At 49.8% G+C, this 16,763-nt stretch carries 12 protein-coding genes; 10 read left to right on the top strand and 2 right to left on the bottom strand.

Features of this window, described 5'->3' with window-relative positions; all coding sequences use genetic code 11:
- The gene (locus M1L66_RS18630; protein ID WP_187019416.1) at nt 1-927 is read left to right on the top strand and encodes a SufB/SufD family protein; all 927 of its coding nucleotides are present in this window, start codon (nt 1-3) and stop codon (nt 925-927) included.
- Between the two features lie 88 nt (nt 928-1,015).
- On the opposite strand, the gene M1L66_RS18625 is transcribed toward M1L66_RS18630, so the two are convergent.
- On the bottom strand, nt 1,016-2,248 hold the full coding sequence (locus M1L66_RS18625) for a 6-phosphofructokinase (RefSeq protein ID WP_187019418.1): 1,233 nt from the start codon (nt 2,246-2,248) through the stop codon (nt 1,016-1,018).
- 204 nt (nt 2,249-2,452) lie between these two features.
- Between M1L66_RS18625 and M1L66_RS18620 the strand changes: the two genes are divergently transcribed.
- Both M1L66_RS18620 and M1L66_RS18615 read left to right on the top strand, forming a co-directional pair.
- Nucleotides 2,453-4,861, top strand: coding sequence for a GH36-type glycosyl hydrolase domain-containing protein (locus M1L66_RS18620; protein ID WP_187019419.1), 2,409 nt, complete (start codon nt 2,453-2,455; stop codon nt 4,859-4,861).
- Nucleotides 4,858-6,333, top strand: coding sequence for a phosphoglucomutase/phosphomannomutase family protein (locus M1L66_RS18615; protein WP_187019421.1), 1,476 nt, complete (start codon nt 4,858-4,860; stop codon nt 6,331-6,333). Before M1L66_RS18620 ends, M1L66_RS18615 begins: the two co-directional genes overlap by 4 nt.
- Before the next feature lie 104 nt (nt 6,334-6,437).
- On the opposite strand, the gene M1L66_RS18610 is transcribed toward M1L66_RS18615, so the two are convergent.
- Nucleotides 6,438-7,109, bottom strand: a complete 672-nt coding sequence (locus M1L66_RS18610; RefSeq protein ID WP_412336515.1) for a Crp/Fnr family transcriptional regulator — start codon at nt 7,107-7,109, stop codon at nt 6,438-6,440.
- Nucleotides 7,110-7,271: 162 nt separating this feature from the next.
- Here M1L66_RS18610 and M1L66_RS18605 point away from each other — a divergent pair, with 162 nt between their 5' ends.
- The 7 genes from M1L66_RS18605 to M1L66_RS18575 all read left to right on the top strand — a co-directional run bounded on the left by M1L66_RS18605 (nt 7,272) and on the right by M1L66_RS18575 (nt 16,624).
- Nucleotides 7,272-8,732 carry an SLC13 family permease gene (locus tag M1L66_RS18605; protein WP_187019425.1) on the top strand — a complete coding sequence of 487 codons (1,461 nt, stop codon included), beginning with the start codon at nt 7,272-7,274 and terminating at the stop codon, nt 8,730-8,732.
- Nucleotides 8,733-8,811: 79 nt separating this feature from the next.
- Complete coding sequence (locus M1L66_RS18600) at nt 8,812-9,417, top strand: N-acetylmuramoyl-L-alanine amidase family protein (protein WP_187019427.1); 606 nt, start codon at nt 8,812-8,814, stop codon at nt 9,415-9,417.
- 500 nt (nt 9,418-9,917) lie between these two features.
- Nucleotides 9,918-10,685 (top strand): IclR family transcriptional regulator, encoded by a 768-nt coding sequence (locus M1L66_RS18595; RefSeq protein WP_025532197.1) that lies wholly within the window; start codon nt 9,918-9,920, stop codon nt 10,683-10,685.
- An 8-nt stretch (nt 10,686-10,693) separates the two neighbouring features.
- Complete coding sequence (ilvD, locus tag M1L66_RS18590) at nt 10,694-12,376, top strand: dihydroxy-acid dehydratase (RefSeq protein ID WP_434687578.1); 1,683 nt, start codon at nt 10,694-10,696, stop codon at nt 12,374-12,376.
- Nucleotides 12,377-12,387: 11 nt separating this feature from the next.
- On the top strand, nt 12,388-13,293 hold the full coding sequence (locus M1L66_RS18585) for a dihydrodipicolinate synthase family protein (protein ID WP_434687576.1): 906 nt from the start codon (nt 12,388-12,390) through the stop codon (nt 13,291-13,293).
- Between the two features lie 13 nt (nt 13,294-13,306).
- Nucleotides 13,307-14,680 carry a GntP family permease gene (locus M1L66_RS18580; protein WP_187019433.1) on the top strand — a complete coding sequence of 458 codons (1,374 nt, stop codon included), beginning with the start codon at nt 13,307-13,309 and terminating at the stop codon, nt 14,678-14,680.
- 201 nt (nt 14,681-14,881) lie between these two features.
- Nucleotides 14,882-16,624 (top strand): sensor histidine kinase, encoded by a 1,743-nt coding sequence (locus tag M1L66_RS18575; RefSeq protein ID WP_434687573.1) that lies wholly within the window; start codon nt 14,882-14,884, stop codon nt 16,622-16,624.
- Nucleotides 16,625-16,763: the final 139 nt, after the last annotated feature.

Here is a 16,763-nt window from a genome sequence, read left to right as displayed (position 1 = left end):
ATGGCAAAGATAGATGAGATTCAGAAGCGGCTGTTAGAAGAAGTCGCTGATTTACATGACGTGCCGGAAGGCGCATATAATCTCCGCGCCAACGGCCAGACAGCGGGCCGGAACACGACGGCCAACATCGATATCACATCGAAGGACGACGGCACCGGCATCGATATTCATATTAAGCCGGGGACGAAGCATGAGAGTGTTCATATCCCGGTTGTGTTAAGCGATAGCGGCTTAACCGAGGTGGTTTATAATGATTTTTATATCGGAGACGACGCAGACGTGGTGATCGTGGCGGGCTGCGGCATCAGCAACTGCGGGCAGCAGGATTCCCGGCATGACGGAATCCATCGTTTTTACCTGGGAAAGAATTCCAAAGTGAAATACGTGGAGAAACACTACGGTGAGGGCAACGGCAACGGCAAGAGAATCATGAACCCGGGCACGGAGGTGTATCTGGAGGAAAACAGCTACATGGAGATGGAGATGGTCCAGATCAAGGGCGTGGATTCCACAAACCGGAACACGAAGGCCGAGCTTTCAGCCGGCGCGAAGCTGGTTATCCAGGAGAGACTGATGACACACGGCGCTCAGGAGGCGGTGAGCGGATTTGTGGTGAATTTAAACGGAGATGATTCCAGCGCCAACGTCATTTCGCGTGCGGTGGCAAGAGATGATTCGAGACAGACGTTCTTAGCAGAGATCAACGGCAACTCAAGATGCGCCGGCCATTCTGAATGTGACGCCATCATCATGGACCATGCCAACATCAGCGCGATTCCGAAGATCACAGCCAACAACACAGATGCAGCCCTGATCCACGAGGCGGCCATCGGCAAAATAGCGGGAGACCAGATTATCAAGCTGATGACGCTGGGGCTCAGCGAGGCGGAAGCGGAAGCACAGATTGTGAATGGGTTTTTGAAGTAGGAAAGACTGTAATCAGATGAGTGAAATCAATATGTTTAAAAATGCGCGTCAATCCCTTTCGTTTAATGGGATTGACGCGCATTTGCTTTTATTTTTGAACCGGACTCTTACGATAAAGATAAACCGGCCGGCCCGATTCCGTCTTCCTCTGCACTTCGCCCTGAATCAAAGGAAGCGCATAATCGATGAACGCCTGCGTCACATCGGTGCCGCGGGGATTCATCCATTCAGATGGAAAGAGTTTTTCCCTGTTGCAGACCTCATTAACATCGACCGTGCCGCATTCCAGATGGTATGGACCGTTTTCATTCCGTATAAAGGAAATCATGCGTCCGGTAAGCCCTGAGACGGCGGCCTTTACGCCTTCACGGCCGGCGAGAACGGATTCCTCGATATCGGTGGCGGAAGCCATCATGCCGGAACAGCGCTGATTAACGTTTAACTCGATGGAACGGACCTTGACGCCGAACTTGTCCCGTATGAAGTTTTCCAGCATCTTACCGCTGCCGGTCAGCATTTTATGGCCGAAGGTGTCGAGCCGGGCGGCATCCGCATATTCACAGATGAACTTGCCCCTGGCGTCGGAAATGCCCTCGGAGATACAGATGACGACAGTGCTGTTCTTAGATAAGGCGGCAGTCACATCCTCTGTAAACTGTTCAAAATCGAAATGAGTCTCCGGAAGATAGATGAGTACCGGGTTGTCCCCCTTGTATTTGCGGGCGAGGGCGCTGGCCGCGGTCACCCAGCCGGCGTGGCGGCCCATCAGTTCCACGATGGTAATGGATTTCTGTTGATAGACGGAGGAGTCCAGAACGATTTCCCGGACCGTATCGGCCACGTACTTGGCGGCGCTTCCGTAACCGGGGGTATGGTCGGTCAGAACGAGATCGTTGTCTATGGTTTTCGGAACACCGATGAAACGGATCTCGCTGTGATGGTGGGAGGCGTAGCGGGACAGCTTGCTGACCGTGTCCATGGAATCATTGCCTCCGATGTAGAAGAAGTATCCGATGTTCATCTTCCGAAACTTCTCAAACAGGGCGGGGTAGAACGGTGAGGATAAGTCTTCCGGCAGTTTATAGCGGCAGGAACCTAAATAGGCCGCCGGTGTTAATTTTAAAAGCTCTAATTCATCTGAAGTTAAATCCGCGGTTAAATCCATGCAGGTACCGGACATATAGCCTTCGATTCCATTAATCATACCGTAGACGTGATCAATGGCTTCCTGGTTTATGCCTTCCCTTATGACGCCGTAGAGGCTCGCGTTGATGACGGCGGTAGGGCCGCCGGACTGGCCAACGATTGCATTTTTCTTCATGTGTATGTTCTCCTTTTTTGACGCTCCTCCTATTCTATAATAGAAACGATGGCTTTGCAACCCCCGCTTTTTGTGATCGCGCAAGGTTAGACAAATTTTCACACTCTCAGCCATACCTATTTTTTGGGAAAAATCTATAATTGAGATAGAACGTATGAGACTAAAATACAGGCGCTAAGTGCTCATAATAAGGAGGATAACGGGATGCAGTACGGACATTTTGATAATGAAAAAAGGGAATATGTGATCGACCGGGTAGACCTGCCCACGTCGTGGACTAATTACCTGGGAGTGAAGGATATGTGCGCCGTCGTGAACCACACGGCAGGCGGATATCTCTTCTATAAATCCCCGGAATACCACAGAATCACACGGTTTCGGGGGAATGCCGTTCCGATGGACCGGCCGGGCCATTACGTTTATGTGAGAGACGATGAGACGGGGGAATTCTGGAGTATCTCGTGGCAGCCGGTGGGAAAACCTCTGGATCAGGCGAAATACACATGCCGCCACGGCCTGTCCTACACGACGTACAGCTGTGATTACCAGGGAATCGAGGCGGAGCAGACACTGTTCATTCCGGCAGACGATCCGGTAGAACTCTGGGATGTAAAGCTTATGAACCAGAGCGGTAGAAAACGGAAATTAAGCGTTTACTCTTACTGTGAGTTTTCCTTCCATCACATTGATATAGACAATAAGAACTTTCAGATGAGTTTATATGCCGCAGGATCTACGTATGAAGACGGCATTATTGAACACGATCTGTTCTACGAGGAGTTTGGATACCAGTACTTCACCTCAGATTTTGATCCGGACGGTTTCGACTGTCTGCGGGACAAATTCATCGGCCTCTACCGCACCGAGGATAATCCGGCGGCGGTGGAACGCGGCGAGATGAGCGGAAGCTTCGAAAAGGGCGGCAATCACTGCGGCGCCCTGAAAAAATGCCTGGAACTGGAACCGGGAGAGGAATCGAGACTCATCTTCCTGCTGGGCGAGGGGAAGCGGGAAGAAGGCCGCGCCATGCGGGCAAAGTATGCGGATCACTGCGCCGTCGATCAGGCATACAGCGATTTGAAAGCGTTCTGGGACAATAAATGTAACCGGCTTCAGATCGATACCCCGGACGAGGGCATGAACACGCTGATCAATACGTGGACGCTGTACCAGGCGGAGATCAACGTCATGTTCTCCCGGTTCGCCTCCTTTATCGAGGTCGGCGGCCGGACCGGACTGGGATACCGGGATACGGCGCAGGATGCCATGACGGTGCCTCACTCCAATCCGGAGAAATGCCGCCAGAGGCTGGTAGAGCTGCTTCGCGGCCTCGTATCGGCCGGATACGGCCTGCACTTATTCCAGCCGGAGTGGTTCGATCCGGACACGGAGGTGAAACCGTTTAAATCGCCTACTGTTGTGCCGACTCCGAAGGTTTCTGATATGATCCATGGCCTTGAGGATACCTGCTCTGACGATGCGCTGTGGCTGATTGCCTCCATCGTGGAATATGTAAAGGAGACCGGAGAGTACGGATTCTTCGATGAGGTCATCACCTATGCCGACGGCGGAAGCGGCACGGTCTATGAGCATATGAAGAAAATTCTGGATTTTTCTGCGGAGCAGATCGGGGCTCACGGCGTCTGCAAGGGGCTTCGTGCCGACTGGAACGACTGCCTGAATCTGGGAGGCGGAGAGAGCGCACTCGTATCCTTCCTTCATTACTGGGCCATCGACAACTTCCTGGAGGCGGCTTCCTGGCTGGGGAGAGAGGACGATGTGAAGTACTATACCGATATGGGCCATACCGTGAAGGAAATCTGTGACAGGGAGCTGTGGGATGACGGCTGGTATATCCGCGGCATCACCAAAAACGGAAGGAAGATCGGCACCCATCAGGACCGGGAAGGCAGGCTGCATCTGGAGTCCAACAGTTGGGCGGTATTGTCCGGCGCTGCGGATTTCGAAAAGGGAATCCAGGCGATGGACGCTGTGGATGAATACTTATACACACCGTACGGAATTATGCTCAATGGCCCGTCCTACACGGTTCCTGACGATGATATCGGCTTTGTCACCAGAGTTTATCCCGGTGTAAAGGAAAACGGATCCGTCTTCAGCCACCCGAACCCATGGGCGTGGGCTGCGGAATGCAAGCTGGGAAGAGGCGACCGGGCAATGAAGTTCTATCATGCATTGTGCCCTTACTATCAGAATGATATAATAGAAATCAGGGAGGCAGAGCCGTATTCTTACTGTCAGTTTATTATGGGAAAGGATCACACGGCTTACGGCCGGGCACGCCACCCGTTTATGACCGGAAGCGGCGGCTGGGCGTATTTTTCCGCAACCCGCTATATGCTGGGGATCCGTCCGCAGTTTGACTGCCTTCAGATTGATCCCTGTATTCCGGCCGACTGGAAGGAATTCTCTGTAAAACGCGTATGGCGCGGCGCAGAGTACCGTATCTTCGTGAAGAATCCGGATGGCGTGATGAAGGGTATAAAGGAATTGGTACTGGATGGCAAAAAGGTAAGTAAGATACCTGCTTTCGAAGCAGGAAGCAGTCATGAAGTAACTGTTGTCATGGGAAATGAAGGAGGAGAATCATGATTAAATTTGGCACAGGCGGCTGGAGAGCCGTTATCGGCGATGATTTTACGAGGGAGAATATCCAGAAGCTGTCCAAGGCTCTCGTAAACAAGATGAAGGACGAGGGGGTCGCGGAACAGGGCGTGGCCATCGGCTACGACAGGAGATTCTTATCGAAGGAATCCGCAATCTGGGCCAGTGAAGTGTTTGCGGCAGAGGACATTCCGGTGAAATTTATCCTCGGTTCCGCACCGACCCCGCTCATCATGTTCTTTGTCATGCGCCATGAGCTGCCTTACGGCATGATGATTACGGCCAGCCATAATCCGGCGGTCTATAATGGTATCAAGGTATTCACAAAGGGCGGCCGCGATGCGGATGAACTCCAGACCCAGGAGATCGAACGGTATATTCATGGAATCGAAGAGGAGGTGCTTAAAGCGGCCTGTGTCAGCCGCGGCTCTGAAGCCGGGGAACCGGCGGTTCGCATCATGGAGTATGAGAAAGGGATCGGGACCGGAATCATCGAGGAGATCAATCCTTTAAATGAGTATCTGGATAATATTATCGGTGCGGTCGATATGCAGGCCATCCGGGACCGTGGTTTAAGAATTGCCATTGATCCCATGTACGGTGTCAGCAACACGTCGCTGCGGACCATTTTGGCGACGGCACGCTGTGACGTACAGGTGATTCACGAAGAGCATGACACGCTGTTCGGCGGAAAACTGCCGGCGCCGTCCGCATTTACGCTGAGAAGCCTGCAGAATTACGTGGTAGACCGCAAGTGCGATATCGGAATCGCCACCGATGGAGATGCCGACCGCGTGGGCGTTATCGACGATACGGGTAAATTCCTCCATCCCAACGACATTCTGGTCATGCTTTATTACTATCTGGTTAAGTACAAAGGCTGGAAGGGCGCGGTAGTCCGCAACGTGGCGACCACCCATATGCTCGACAAGGTGGCGGAGGGCTTCGGAGAGAAGTGCTACGAGGTGCCGGTAGGCTTTAAGTATATCTCTGCGAAGATGAATGAGACGAATGCCATCATCGGCGGCGAGTCCTCGGGCGGATTGACGGTTCGGGGCCACATCAACGGCAAGGACGGTATCTACGCATCCACACTTCTGGTGGAGATGATCGCCGTTACCGGCAAGAAGCTGTCCCAGATCGCTAAGGATATCGAAGAAGAGTACGGCGCGATCCATATGGAGGAGCGCGATTACAAGTTCAGCCAGGAAAAGAAGGATCAGATTTATGACACCCTCTTAATCCAGAAACAGCTTCCGGAAATGGATCTGGAGATCGATAAGATTTCCTATCTGGATGGCTGCAAGGTGTACTTTAAGAACGGCGGCTGGATTATCGCAAGATTTTCCGGAACGGAACCGCTTTTGAGGATATTCTGCGAGATGGGAGATCCGAAGGACGCGGTGAGAATGTGCGAGAGTTTTGAAGAGTTTCTTGATATTAAGGGAAACAGGAATTAATGGATTGATTGGTAAAGAAAGTAAACAGATTGGTAAACGGATGTCGGAGGGCAAAACTGAATCGTTCAGTTTTGCCCTCCGTTATTGAAACTGAATTACCTTGATCAGCCGTTTTGCAGCATCGTCATCGCTCTTAACTTTTCTTCATCCTGTATAATCAGGCACCCGTCTTCCCGGGCCAGGATTCCCGTCTCTCTCAGCTTCCTGGCAATGCGGCTTACGGTCACCGGATGCATGCCCAGATAGTTGGCGACCTCTACGAAGGAAAAAGCCTTGGGGATCATGGATTTCCCCTGTTTCTTTATGCAGTAGGTCAGGAGCCACTTGCAGAACTGCGCAGTTTTGTCACCATCCATCATCCACTGGATCTTATTCACCAGTTCCAGATAATTTAAGGTCGTTGCGCCCAGAACACACTGGGTGAAATACGGGGAAGAATCCATCATGGACTCAAACTGTTTCTCCCTCATGCTGTAGTAGACGCAGTTTGTCTTTGCTGTTATCCAGAACGGGGAGGGAGTGATGTAGCGCTGCCAGTCATAGGGGAAGTGCTTCACCAGCGCATTGGCGAAGCCGACCAGCCGTTTTTCTCCGAAATAGAGGTAAATATGTTCTTCTCCATCATCATTGATCCGCGTCAGTGCGGCGATCCCTTCATCCAGAAAACAGATATTGTCACAGCCCTCCCGCGATGGATCAAACAGATATTGATTCTTTTTCGCTTCTTTGCGAACTCCGTAGCGAATAAAATCTTCTCTGATCTGATATGGTTCCATGGTCATCCTCCCGTATAAATCCTTTTTTACTGATATAACTATAGCACACCTTGTCACCGGTATCCACTGAAAAATGCATTTTGAATCTTAGCACCTGCTATTGGTATGAGTGATATCAGTATGTTAATATTGTGACAATAAAACTTACCAGGGGGAAATACCATGAGACAAAAGAAAAATATGTATCCGTTTCACTGCCTGATCGGCATCGCGATTATGCTCCTGTTTCGTCTGCTTCCGATTAACATGCCCAACATTACGCCTGTGGGAAAACAGATCTTCGGCATCTTCATCGGAACGCTCTACTTATGGACGACGGTCGACCCGGTCTGGTCCAGCATCCTCTGTATTTTCATGATCGGCACCTCCGGCTATGCGCCGATGGGAGCCGTACTGAACACTGCATTCGGCAATCCAACGGTTGTCCAGCTGTTCTTTCTGATGATCCTGATGAACAGTCTCCAGACCAACCGGATCAGCGCTTATATCGGCCGCTTCTTCCTGACAAGAAAATTTATTATCGGCCGTCCATGGGCGTTTACCGCCATACTCTTTGTAGGCTCCATGCTGATAGCCGCGTTTGTAGGCTGCTTTGCGCCGATTTTCCTGTTCTGGCCGATCCTTTACGATATCTTTGATGATATTGGCATGAAGCCCTTCGAGGCGTATCCAACAATTATGATCATCTTGATTGTCGTGGCCTGTGCCATCGGTTTCCCGGTTCCGCCTTATATGAGTAACGGCCTCGCGCTGATCTCCAACTACACAACCGTGTCTCAGAACCTTCTGGGTACAACCGTTACCATTAACAACGGCCAGTGGCTGTTTGTTGCACTGATTTACGGCTTCGCGTGCAGCGGAGCTGTGATCCTCTTTACCAAATATGTCCTGCATCCTGACGTGAGCAAGCTGAAGAATCTGACGCTGGAACAGCTCAACAAAAATCCGCTGCCTCCGCTGAGCAGAAGACAGAAGACCGTGGCCCTGATCTGTGTCTGTTTCCTGCTAAGCATGCTTCTGCCAAGCCTTTTCCCCACACTTCCGGGCATGGCATGGCTCAGCGCCAATTCCTTCGGTATGGCCCTTTTGTTCCTGGTGATCTTATTTGCTGTGAAAATCGATGGGGCTCCGGCTATCACAATTGAAGAAAATGTTAAGGTGTTTGCCTGGGGAACGTATTTTCTGGTGACATCCGCGATATTATTGGGAGGCGTGCTGACGAATGAGAGCACAGGAGTGACTGCATTTTTAAATGCAATACTTTCCCCGATCTTTACGGGTATGAGCCCGCTGGTCTTCGGCGCCATGCTCCTGATCATCGGATGTGTGCTGACCAATGTATGTAATTCCCTGGTGATCGGCATGATCCTTCAGCCGGTGATAGCCACCTACTGTCTCCAGGCCGGGATTAATTCTGCTCCATTGGTATCCATCATGGGAATCTTCGTGCTCTCATGTGCCATCGCGACTCCGGCGGCATCTCCGTTTGCGGCCATGCTGTTCAGCAATAAGAGCTGGCTGAAATCCGGAGATATCTACCGCTACAACATCATGTACGTGGTGCTGGAACTGGTACTGGCACTTCTGGTAGGGCTGCCCCTTGCCAATGCGCTGATTCATTAGATGAAAATATGCGGCTGCTATAGCTTTCCCCTGCGCTTTATCGTATAATGAAAGAAATACGATTTACAGGAGGGACTATATGAAAAAGCAATACAAAAAATTGGCGGTTTATTTTATGAGCGGCAGCCTTCTGGTGTCCACCTTCACCGTGGTTCCCGGAACCCCGTTATCCATCGAGGCGGAGGCGCACTCCGGGCGTACGGATGCCAACGGAGGCCACAAAGACAACAAGAATAAGAGTGGACTGGGAAGCTACCATTACCATTGCGGCGGCCATCCGGCGCACCTGCATCCCAACGGCGTATGCCCGTATCAGTCGGGGACTGCTTCTGAGGACAAGCAGACATCAAAGCAGCCGGAGCAGAAGCCGGCAGCACAGCCGGAAACGAAGGCAGAGACTCAGCCGGAGACCCAGGCGGCTGCCATTGGCTGGTATCAGGACGCAAGTGGCTGGTACTATTGCAAAGGGGAGAACCAGTATTGCAAAGACGGCTGGCAGGAGATCGACAGTAAGTGGTATTACTTCGACGCCAACGGCTATATGAAAACAGGCTGGCTGATTTTGGGGGATGACTGGTACTATCTGGCCTCTGACGGCCATATGGTGACCGGAGATATGGAAATCGACGGAACCTTGTATTACTTTGAGACGAATGGGGTACTGACAGACGATTACTACGACTGATGAAGATATGGCCTGGATTTGTCTTTCTGGAAACTTTCTGGAAAGTGAATTCATATTTCACACATATTTCACAAGTTGTACAAAATTTATTTACATCTTCTACAAACTTACTTCATAACTCTTGCGTATACTATAAACATAGACAAGAAAAACTTGTTTAATAAAAAGACTTTTTTTCATAACTCGCCGGTGGAACCCACATTCCACCGGCTCCTCCCTTTTATGGGTTTTTTTTTGTTTATCCTCTTTGATTGTAAGTTCTGACCGGCTTCCCCTGAGAATTTCATATTTAGAATAGAAAAGAGCATGAAAAATAGTATATTTTATATTTGAAATATATCGAAAAAAACAGCCATTTTTTTGTAACTATCAGACAAAAAAACGGCTGCTTTTTTTGCTTTTTATCCATTGACGATACGATCCAATCTTTTTATAATGACAATATCAATTGATTCTATATTTAAAAAGATAATTCTATATATGGAATAGAAGGAGGGGCCATGGACCTTCAGGAACAAATGAAAGAGTATAGTGCTTTAAAAGCACTTCAGATCATTCTGGCTTTAGCAGAGCAGAAAGGTTGGGTGAATATCAGTGATATCGCAGAAGCAACCGGTTTAAGCCCGAGTACGGTTCACCGGATTCTGCAGGAACTTCAGGCATGCGGCTTTGTTTCAAAAAACAAAGAGGCGAGGCAGTATAAACTGGGGATGGGCATGATGAATATTGCCCTGAAAGTAAATATGTCGGATTATTTGCTGGAAGCGGCGCAGGAGGAGATGATCCGGTTGAATGAGCTGTCGTTAGAGACCATTCATCTGATCGCGCCGGATAACGATAAGGCAGTATACATAGGAAAGATGGATGCAAAAAACCAGATTCAGCTGAGATCCAGGATTGGATGGAAGATTCCTCTTCAATGTACATCAGGAGGAAAGCTGATTCTTGCGTATCACAGCAGAGAATGGGTGGACAGTTATTTGAACTATAACCCGCTTAAGCAGTATACGAATAATACGATTATCCATAAAGAAACTCTGCACAGAGAGCTGGAATTGATCCGACAGCAGGGATACTCACTGGATAACCGGGAGCATAATCCGGATATCGTCTGTATTGCGGCACCGATCTTTGGAATTGATGGAAATCTTGCCGGAACGATAGGAATATCTGCTCCGGATTACCGATTCTCACCGGAGAAGGCCTGTTCCTTTGCGGAAGAGGTGAAACGAAGCGCAGCGGCAATAACAGAAAAATTACAGGCATAGGAGGACATATGGAGGACTTTACTTATAAAAATACAAAATACAGAAGTGCAGTTGTCGTAAATGGAATGAGTATGGCAGGGCCGAGAGCACACTTCAGGGGGATGGGCCTGTCGAACGAAGAGTTAAGAAAACCATTCATTGGAATTATCAACACACATAATGAGATGCATCCAGGCCACGTCCATCTGGATAAGCTGGCAGAACAGGTTAAAGCGGGGATATCGGAGGCAGGAGGCGTGCCGTTTGAGATTAATACAATCTCCATCTGCGACGGTTTTACGCAGGGCCATGCCGGGATGTGCAGTGTGCTTCCCAGCAGGGAAGTGATTACGGATTCCATTGAAGTGTATGTAAACGCCCATATGCTGGATGGGCTTGTACTGCTAGGCGGCTGCGATAAGATTGTCCCGGCCATGCTGATGGCTATGCTGCGGATTAATATACCGGCAATTCTGGTAACGGGCGGACCGATGATGCCTGCCGTCTATCAGTCGAAGAGCTATGCAACTTACGAGTTGAAGGAAATGGCTGGAAAACTGTTAAAGGGTGAGATATCAAAGGAAGAGTATGAGGAAATGGAAGGCATCATGTCACCCGGACCTGGTTCCTGCGCTATGATGGGGACCGCGAACAGCATGTCCATTGCAGCGGAAGCAATGGGACTGACCCTGCCGGGCTGTGCGGGAGCCCATGCAGTAGCGGGTAAAAAGAAGCGCATTGCAAGACAGAGCGGTGTCCGTATTGTATCCCTTGTAGAGGAAAATATATGTCCGCGGGATATTGTCACCCAGGAGATGCTGGAATTATCTGCGAGAGTATGCGTCAGTGTCGGCGGTTCGACCAATATCACACTTCATTATCCCGCAATCGCGAAAGAAGGCAGGCTTCATATGACTATGAACGAGCTGGGAGAGATATCAAAGACAACGCCGTATCTGGCTAAGATTAAGCCGTCAGGTGTGCACACTATGCTGGATTTCGACGAAGCCGGCGGAGTGGGCGCCGTGCTGAAAGCCTTGTCCGGAATGGCAGATCTGGATCTTATGACGGTGAATGGTAAAACTCACAGACAGAATGCAGACCGGCTGACAAGCTGGAATCAGGAGGTGATCCGGACGGTGGAACACGCCTATGCACCTGAAGGCTCCATTGCAGTTTTGCATGGAAATCTGGCGCCGAAGGGCTGTGTCGTCAAGCAGAGTGCGGTTGTGGCGCAGATGAGAAAGCACACGGGACCAGCCCGCTGCTTTGAGTGTGAGGAGGACGCGGTAAAGGCGATTTACGAAGGTGCAGTTAAAGATGGAGATGTCATCGTCATACGTAACGAAGGTCCGAAAGGAGGCCCTGGAATGCGGGAAATGCTGACCGCTACGGCAGCACTGGTAGGCATGGGATATTCAGAAACGGTGGCTCTGATTACGGATGGCCGCTTCTCCGGTGCGACACGGGGACCGTGCATCGGCCATATTTCACCAGAGACATCACAAAGAGGGCCCATCGCGGCATTGCAGGATGGAGACAGAATATCCATCGATATTGACGGCGGCAGCCTGTCGGTAGAACTGTCCGAGGACGAGATAGAAAGAAGGCTGAAAAAGCTGCCGGAATTTCAATATAAAATTACAGAGGGGTATCTTTACCGTTATGCGAGGGAAGTTTCCTCTGCGGATGAAGGTGCTGTCTTAAAGTGAGGAGAAAGTAAATGAAGGATATAACATTGCAGGGAATTACAGCTCCGGTACTCACTCCCTTTTGCAAAAATGGGGAAGTCAATACCGAAGAGTATGCAAGGTTAATTAAGTATATCACCGGCTGCGGAATAAGAGGGATTTTTGTAGGCGGAACCAGCGGTGAATTCGTTAATCTCAGAACGGAAGAGAGGGAGCGTCTCCTGGCTGCTGCGAAAGAAGCGGCAGAAGAGGAGGTAACAGTACTCTTTAATGTGACTGCCATGAACGAGTACGAATTGTACCATATGATCGAATGGGCTAAGAAGGAAGGCGCGGATGCGGTCTCTGTTACCGCTCCGTACTATCACAGATATGATGAGAAGGCGCTGTGTCGGTACTTTGGAAAAGTGGCGGAAGCGGCGGAGGGAATGCCGGTATATCTTTATAATATGAGCGGCATGACGAATAACCCCATCACGCCGATGGTGTTGAAAACAGTGGCAGAGCAGCATCGGAATATCTGCGGAGTGAAGGACAGCAGCATGGATTTTATGACCCTGCTGAGCTATCAGGTTGCAATGGAAAAGATGGATTTTGAGCTGATCACGGGGAATGATGCCCAGGTGCTCCCTGCCCTTATGGCAGGAGCCGCCGGAGGGATTATCGCTGTTGCCAGCGTATTTCCTGAACTTTCATTCAGCATATGGTCGAATTTTAAAGAAGGAAACATAGAGGCGGCCAAAGCATCGCAGAAAACAGTTTTGCAGATTCGGGAACTGTTTCGCTCTGTTATGCCGACAATCGCACATAAGGAAGCCTTAAAATTAAAAGGCTTTGATATGGGACCGTCTCGTTTTCCGTTCAGAGATTTAACGGAAGAGGAAATGAGGAAGCTTAAAAGGGGCCTGGTAAATCTGGGCATGATTAAGGGAGATTAAGTGGGAGGTTTATATGGTTACTGGAGGATGGTTAATCGTTATTTTTCTGATTGCGATCGCAATTTTACTGATTACAATTATTAAATTCAAAGTCAACGCTTTTATTGCATTGCTGGTAACAACAATTGGAACAGGCCTTATGGTGCGGATGCCGGTCTCGGATATTTCGAAGGTAATCGGAAACGGATTCGGCAATACACTGGGGAGCATCGGTGTTATTATCGGCCTGGGAGTCATGCTGGGAAGATTTTTGTATGAATCCGGTGGAATTGAGGTCATTGCGGATACATTCCTGAAAAGATTCAATGGCTCAAAATCCAGAATAGCAGTGGCTATGGCGGGCTTTATCACCGGAATTCCTGTCTTTGGAGACGTTGTACATATTATGTACGCGCCTATGGTACGTGTGATTTCAAAGAAAACGAAGGTATCAATTGTTTCCCTGTGCTGTGCAACTGTCTGTGCTACCGTGGCGACAGGAGCGATGGTAATACCGACTCCGAATCCCATGGCAGTAGCGGAAAATCTTCAGCTGGACTATGGTGTCTTCTTCCTCTATGCCGCGCTTGCAGGCTTGTTCGGTACCATTGTAGGCGGTTTGGGATATGGCAGATTCCTGGATTGGCAGGACAGGAAAAATCATCATGAATATGCGTTTGAGGATATTGAAGATTTTGAAAAGGAGAGCAGAACATCGACTGCAGGAAGAAAAGTTCCAGGCTTTGGTGTGGCGGTATCGATTCTTCTGGTTCCCATTATGCTGATACTCTTTGGAAGCTTTGGACCTATGATCCTGCCGGAGGGCGGGACGCTCGTTAAGATACTGAACTTTGTGGGGGATAAAAATATTGCGATGCTGATCGGCGTCATTTATGCCGCTCTTGTTTCTCTTCCATATCTGCAAAAACCGGTTGGAGATGTGATGAACGATGCCGCCGGTCAGGTGGGTCTGGTGCTTCTGATTACCGGCTCGGGTGGTGCCTTTGGAAAGATGCTTCAGTCAACGGGAATCGCTGATTTTATAGCTGCCTCACTCTCTCAGTTCCATATCCCGGTACTGGTGCTGTGCTTCATCATAGCCCAGATACTCCGCTGTGCACAGGGCTCAACAGGAGTTGCGCTGATTACGACCTCCTCCATGTTTGCCCCATTGATTGCCGCCAGCGGGATATCACCTGTTCTTTGCGGTATTGCGATCTGCGCGGGCGGAATCGGTTTATCCCTTCCCAATGATTCCGGCTTCTGGGCGATTAACCGTTTTTACAAAATCTCAGTTGAGGATACCATACGCGCATGGACGATCGGAGGTTTTATAACCGGAGTTGCCGCACTTGTGTTTGTCTGCATCTTGTCCGTATTCCAGGCACATTTGCCGGGCTTGCTATAAAAATATAATAACAGAAATGGCATCTCTTTTATGGTTCTTAATCATAAGGGAGGTGCTATTTTTTACGTCACGAAACGCTCTGAAGATAATGATGTTGCTTTGTTTTGATAATAATAGTACAATTTATGCATATGGTCTTCATGAAGAAAGCGTTATACAACATAGAAAAAAACAGCTGTTAAACGCGGCAAGGGAGCAGAGATGAAAAAGCAGGAAAAAAACGAAATTTCCATGAAATGGCGAATGATAGGCATCATGCTGATGTGCTGGCTGCTGCCGTTCTGTCTGATTATCGGAGTGGCTGGCTACTATATTTTAAGCAACCGCTACGGGACCGTGGCGCAGGGGGTCGTGGACCAGGTGGTCTATGACGGGCAAATCTGTGTGGAACGGCTGAATCACGGTATCAACGCGTCCCGGAAGGCGACCTATGACCAGACGCTGGAGAAGGCGTGGAGAGAGTACTCCCGCGGCAATTTAAGTTATGGTGGCCTTTATACCGCGAGCAATGATTATTTAAATAAGGAGTACCGCCAGAACCAGTGTTTTTCCACTACTATTCTGTGGTGCTACGAGGAGCCGGAGCGGATGAACTGCAGCGTCTACAACAACGCGGCCGGCGGTACGTATCAGCAGGTGCAGACCTACTGGAGAGAGGACCATGAAAGGGTAAAGGCGTTTCTCTCCACCCTGGACACGGCCCTTGGGTACATCAACCTGGACGGCAGGATCTACATGGTCAGGAACCTTCTTGACAATTCATATTATCAGTTCGGAGCGCTGATCATGCGCCTGGACAAATCATACTGTTTTGGCCCCCTCATCGATTCCCCGCAGGGGGAGAATGTCCTCGTCCGCCTCGACGGCCAGGCCATTCTGCTGAAGGGCGGAGATATCGAAGAGATGATAAAAGAAAGCTGCAGCGCCGCACAGCAGACGGGATACAGCCGCAAAAACGGAAATCTCTACGTTTATGATACGCAGAAGGAAGAGTACTTCACCCTGTCGGTGATGATGCAGGCGGATAAACGGATTATTCAGGCGCCGTTTTATGGCTATCCCTTCGTCGTCGCAGGCATGCTTTTGTTCCTGGTGCCTCTGCTTTTGATTCTGCTTCGCGTATTCAACCGGAATGTTACGAAGCCGATTACGGACATGATGGAAGGCGCCGATCAGATTGAAATGGGAAATCTTGGCTATCAGATAAAGGAGGCGCCGGAAAACCAGGAGTTTAGGTACTTGATGGAGTCCTTTAACCAGATGTCCGAACGGCTGAAGTATCAGTTTGACCACATCTATGAGGAGGAGATCGCGCTGCGGGATGCCAGGATTATGGCGCTCCAGTCCCATATCAACCCTCATTTCATGAATAATACGCTGGAGATCATCAACTGGGAGGCCCGCCTGGGCGGAAATGAGAAGGTATCCCGGATGATCGAGGCCCTGGCTACGCTGATGGATGCGGCCATGGACCGGAAGAAGCGGACCTTTGTCCCTCTTTCCGAGGAGATGATGTATGTGAACGCCTATTTATACATCAATTCCGAGCGCTTCGGCAAACGGCTCACCGTAATCAAGGAGCTGGATGAATCCATCATGCAGTATGAAGTGCCGCGGCTGATTCTGCAGCCCGTTATTGAAAATGCCATCGAACACGGTGTCAGGCCCAGCGGCCGAGGAACCGTGATCCTGCGGGGCTATGAGAAGGAGGGATTTCTCTATCTGGATATCGTGAATGACGGAACCCTGACACCTGCGGAGGAAGAGAAGATCAGCCGCCTTCTGTCGCCCGATTATGACTTCAGCCGGGAACCCTCGGGAAACCTTGGCATTGCCAACGTGAACCAGCGCCTGAGGATTCTGTATGGAGAGCCATGCGGCCTTACAATAGAGAAAGACGAGGAACAGCATGTCATCGCACGTCTTACGATAGCTGTCCAGTAGAGAGTGCCAGTGAGCAGTTGTATTTCCTTGTTCTGTGATAAATGAACAAGAAAATACAACAAATGGCAGAACTGGTTATTCATTTTTGCACCCGAATCAGCGATAATAATGACATGAGATATACAAATTGCAGGAATGC

This window comes from Hungatella sp. SB206 (assembly GCF_051132295.1).
In the GTDB taxonomy this organism is placed as follows: Bacteria; Bacillota; Clostridia; order Lachnospirales; family Lachnospiraceae; genus Hungatella; species Hungatella effluvii.
Note: the sequence above shows the minus strand (reverse complement) of the source record. Positions and strands in the feature narration are given on the sequence as shown.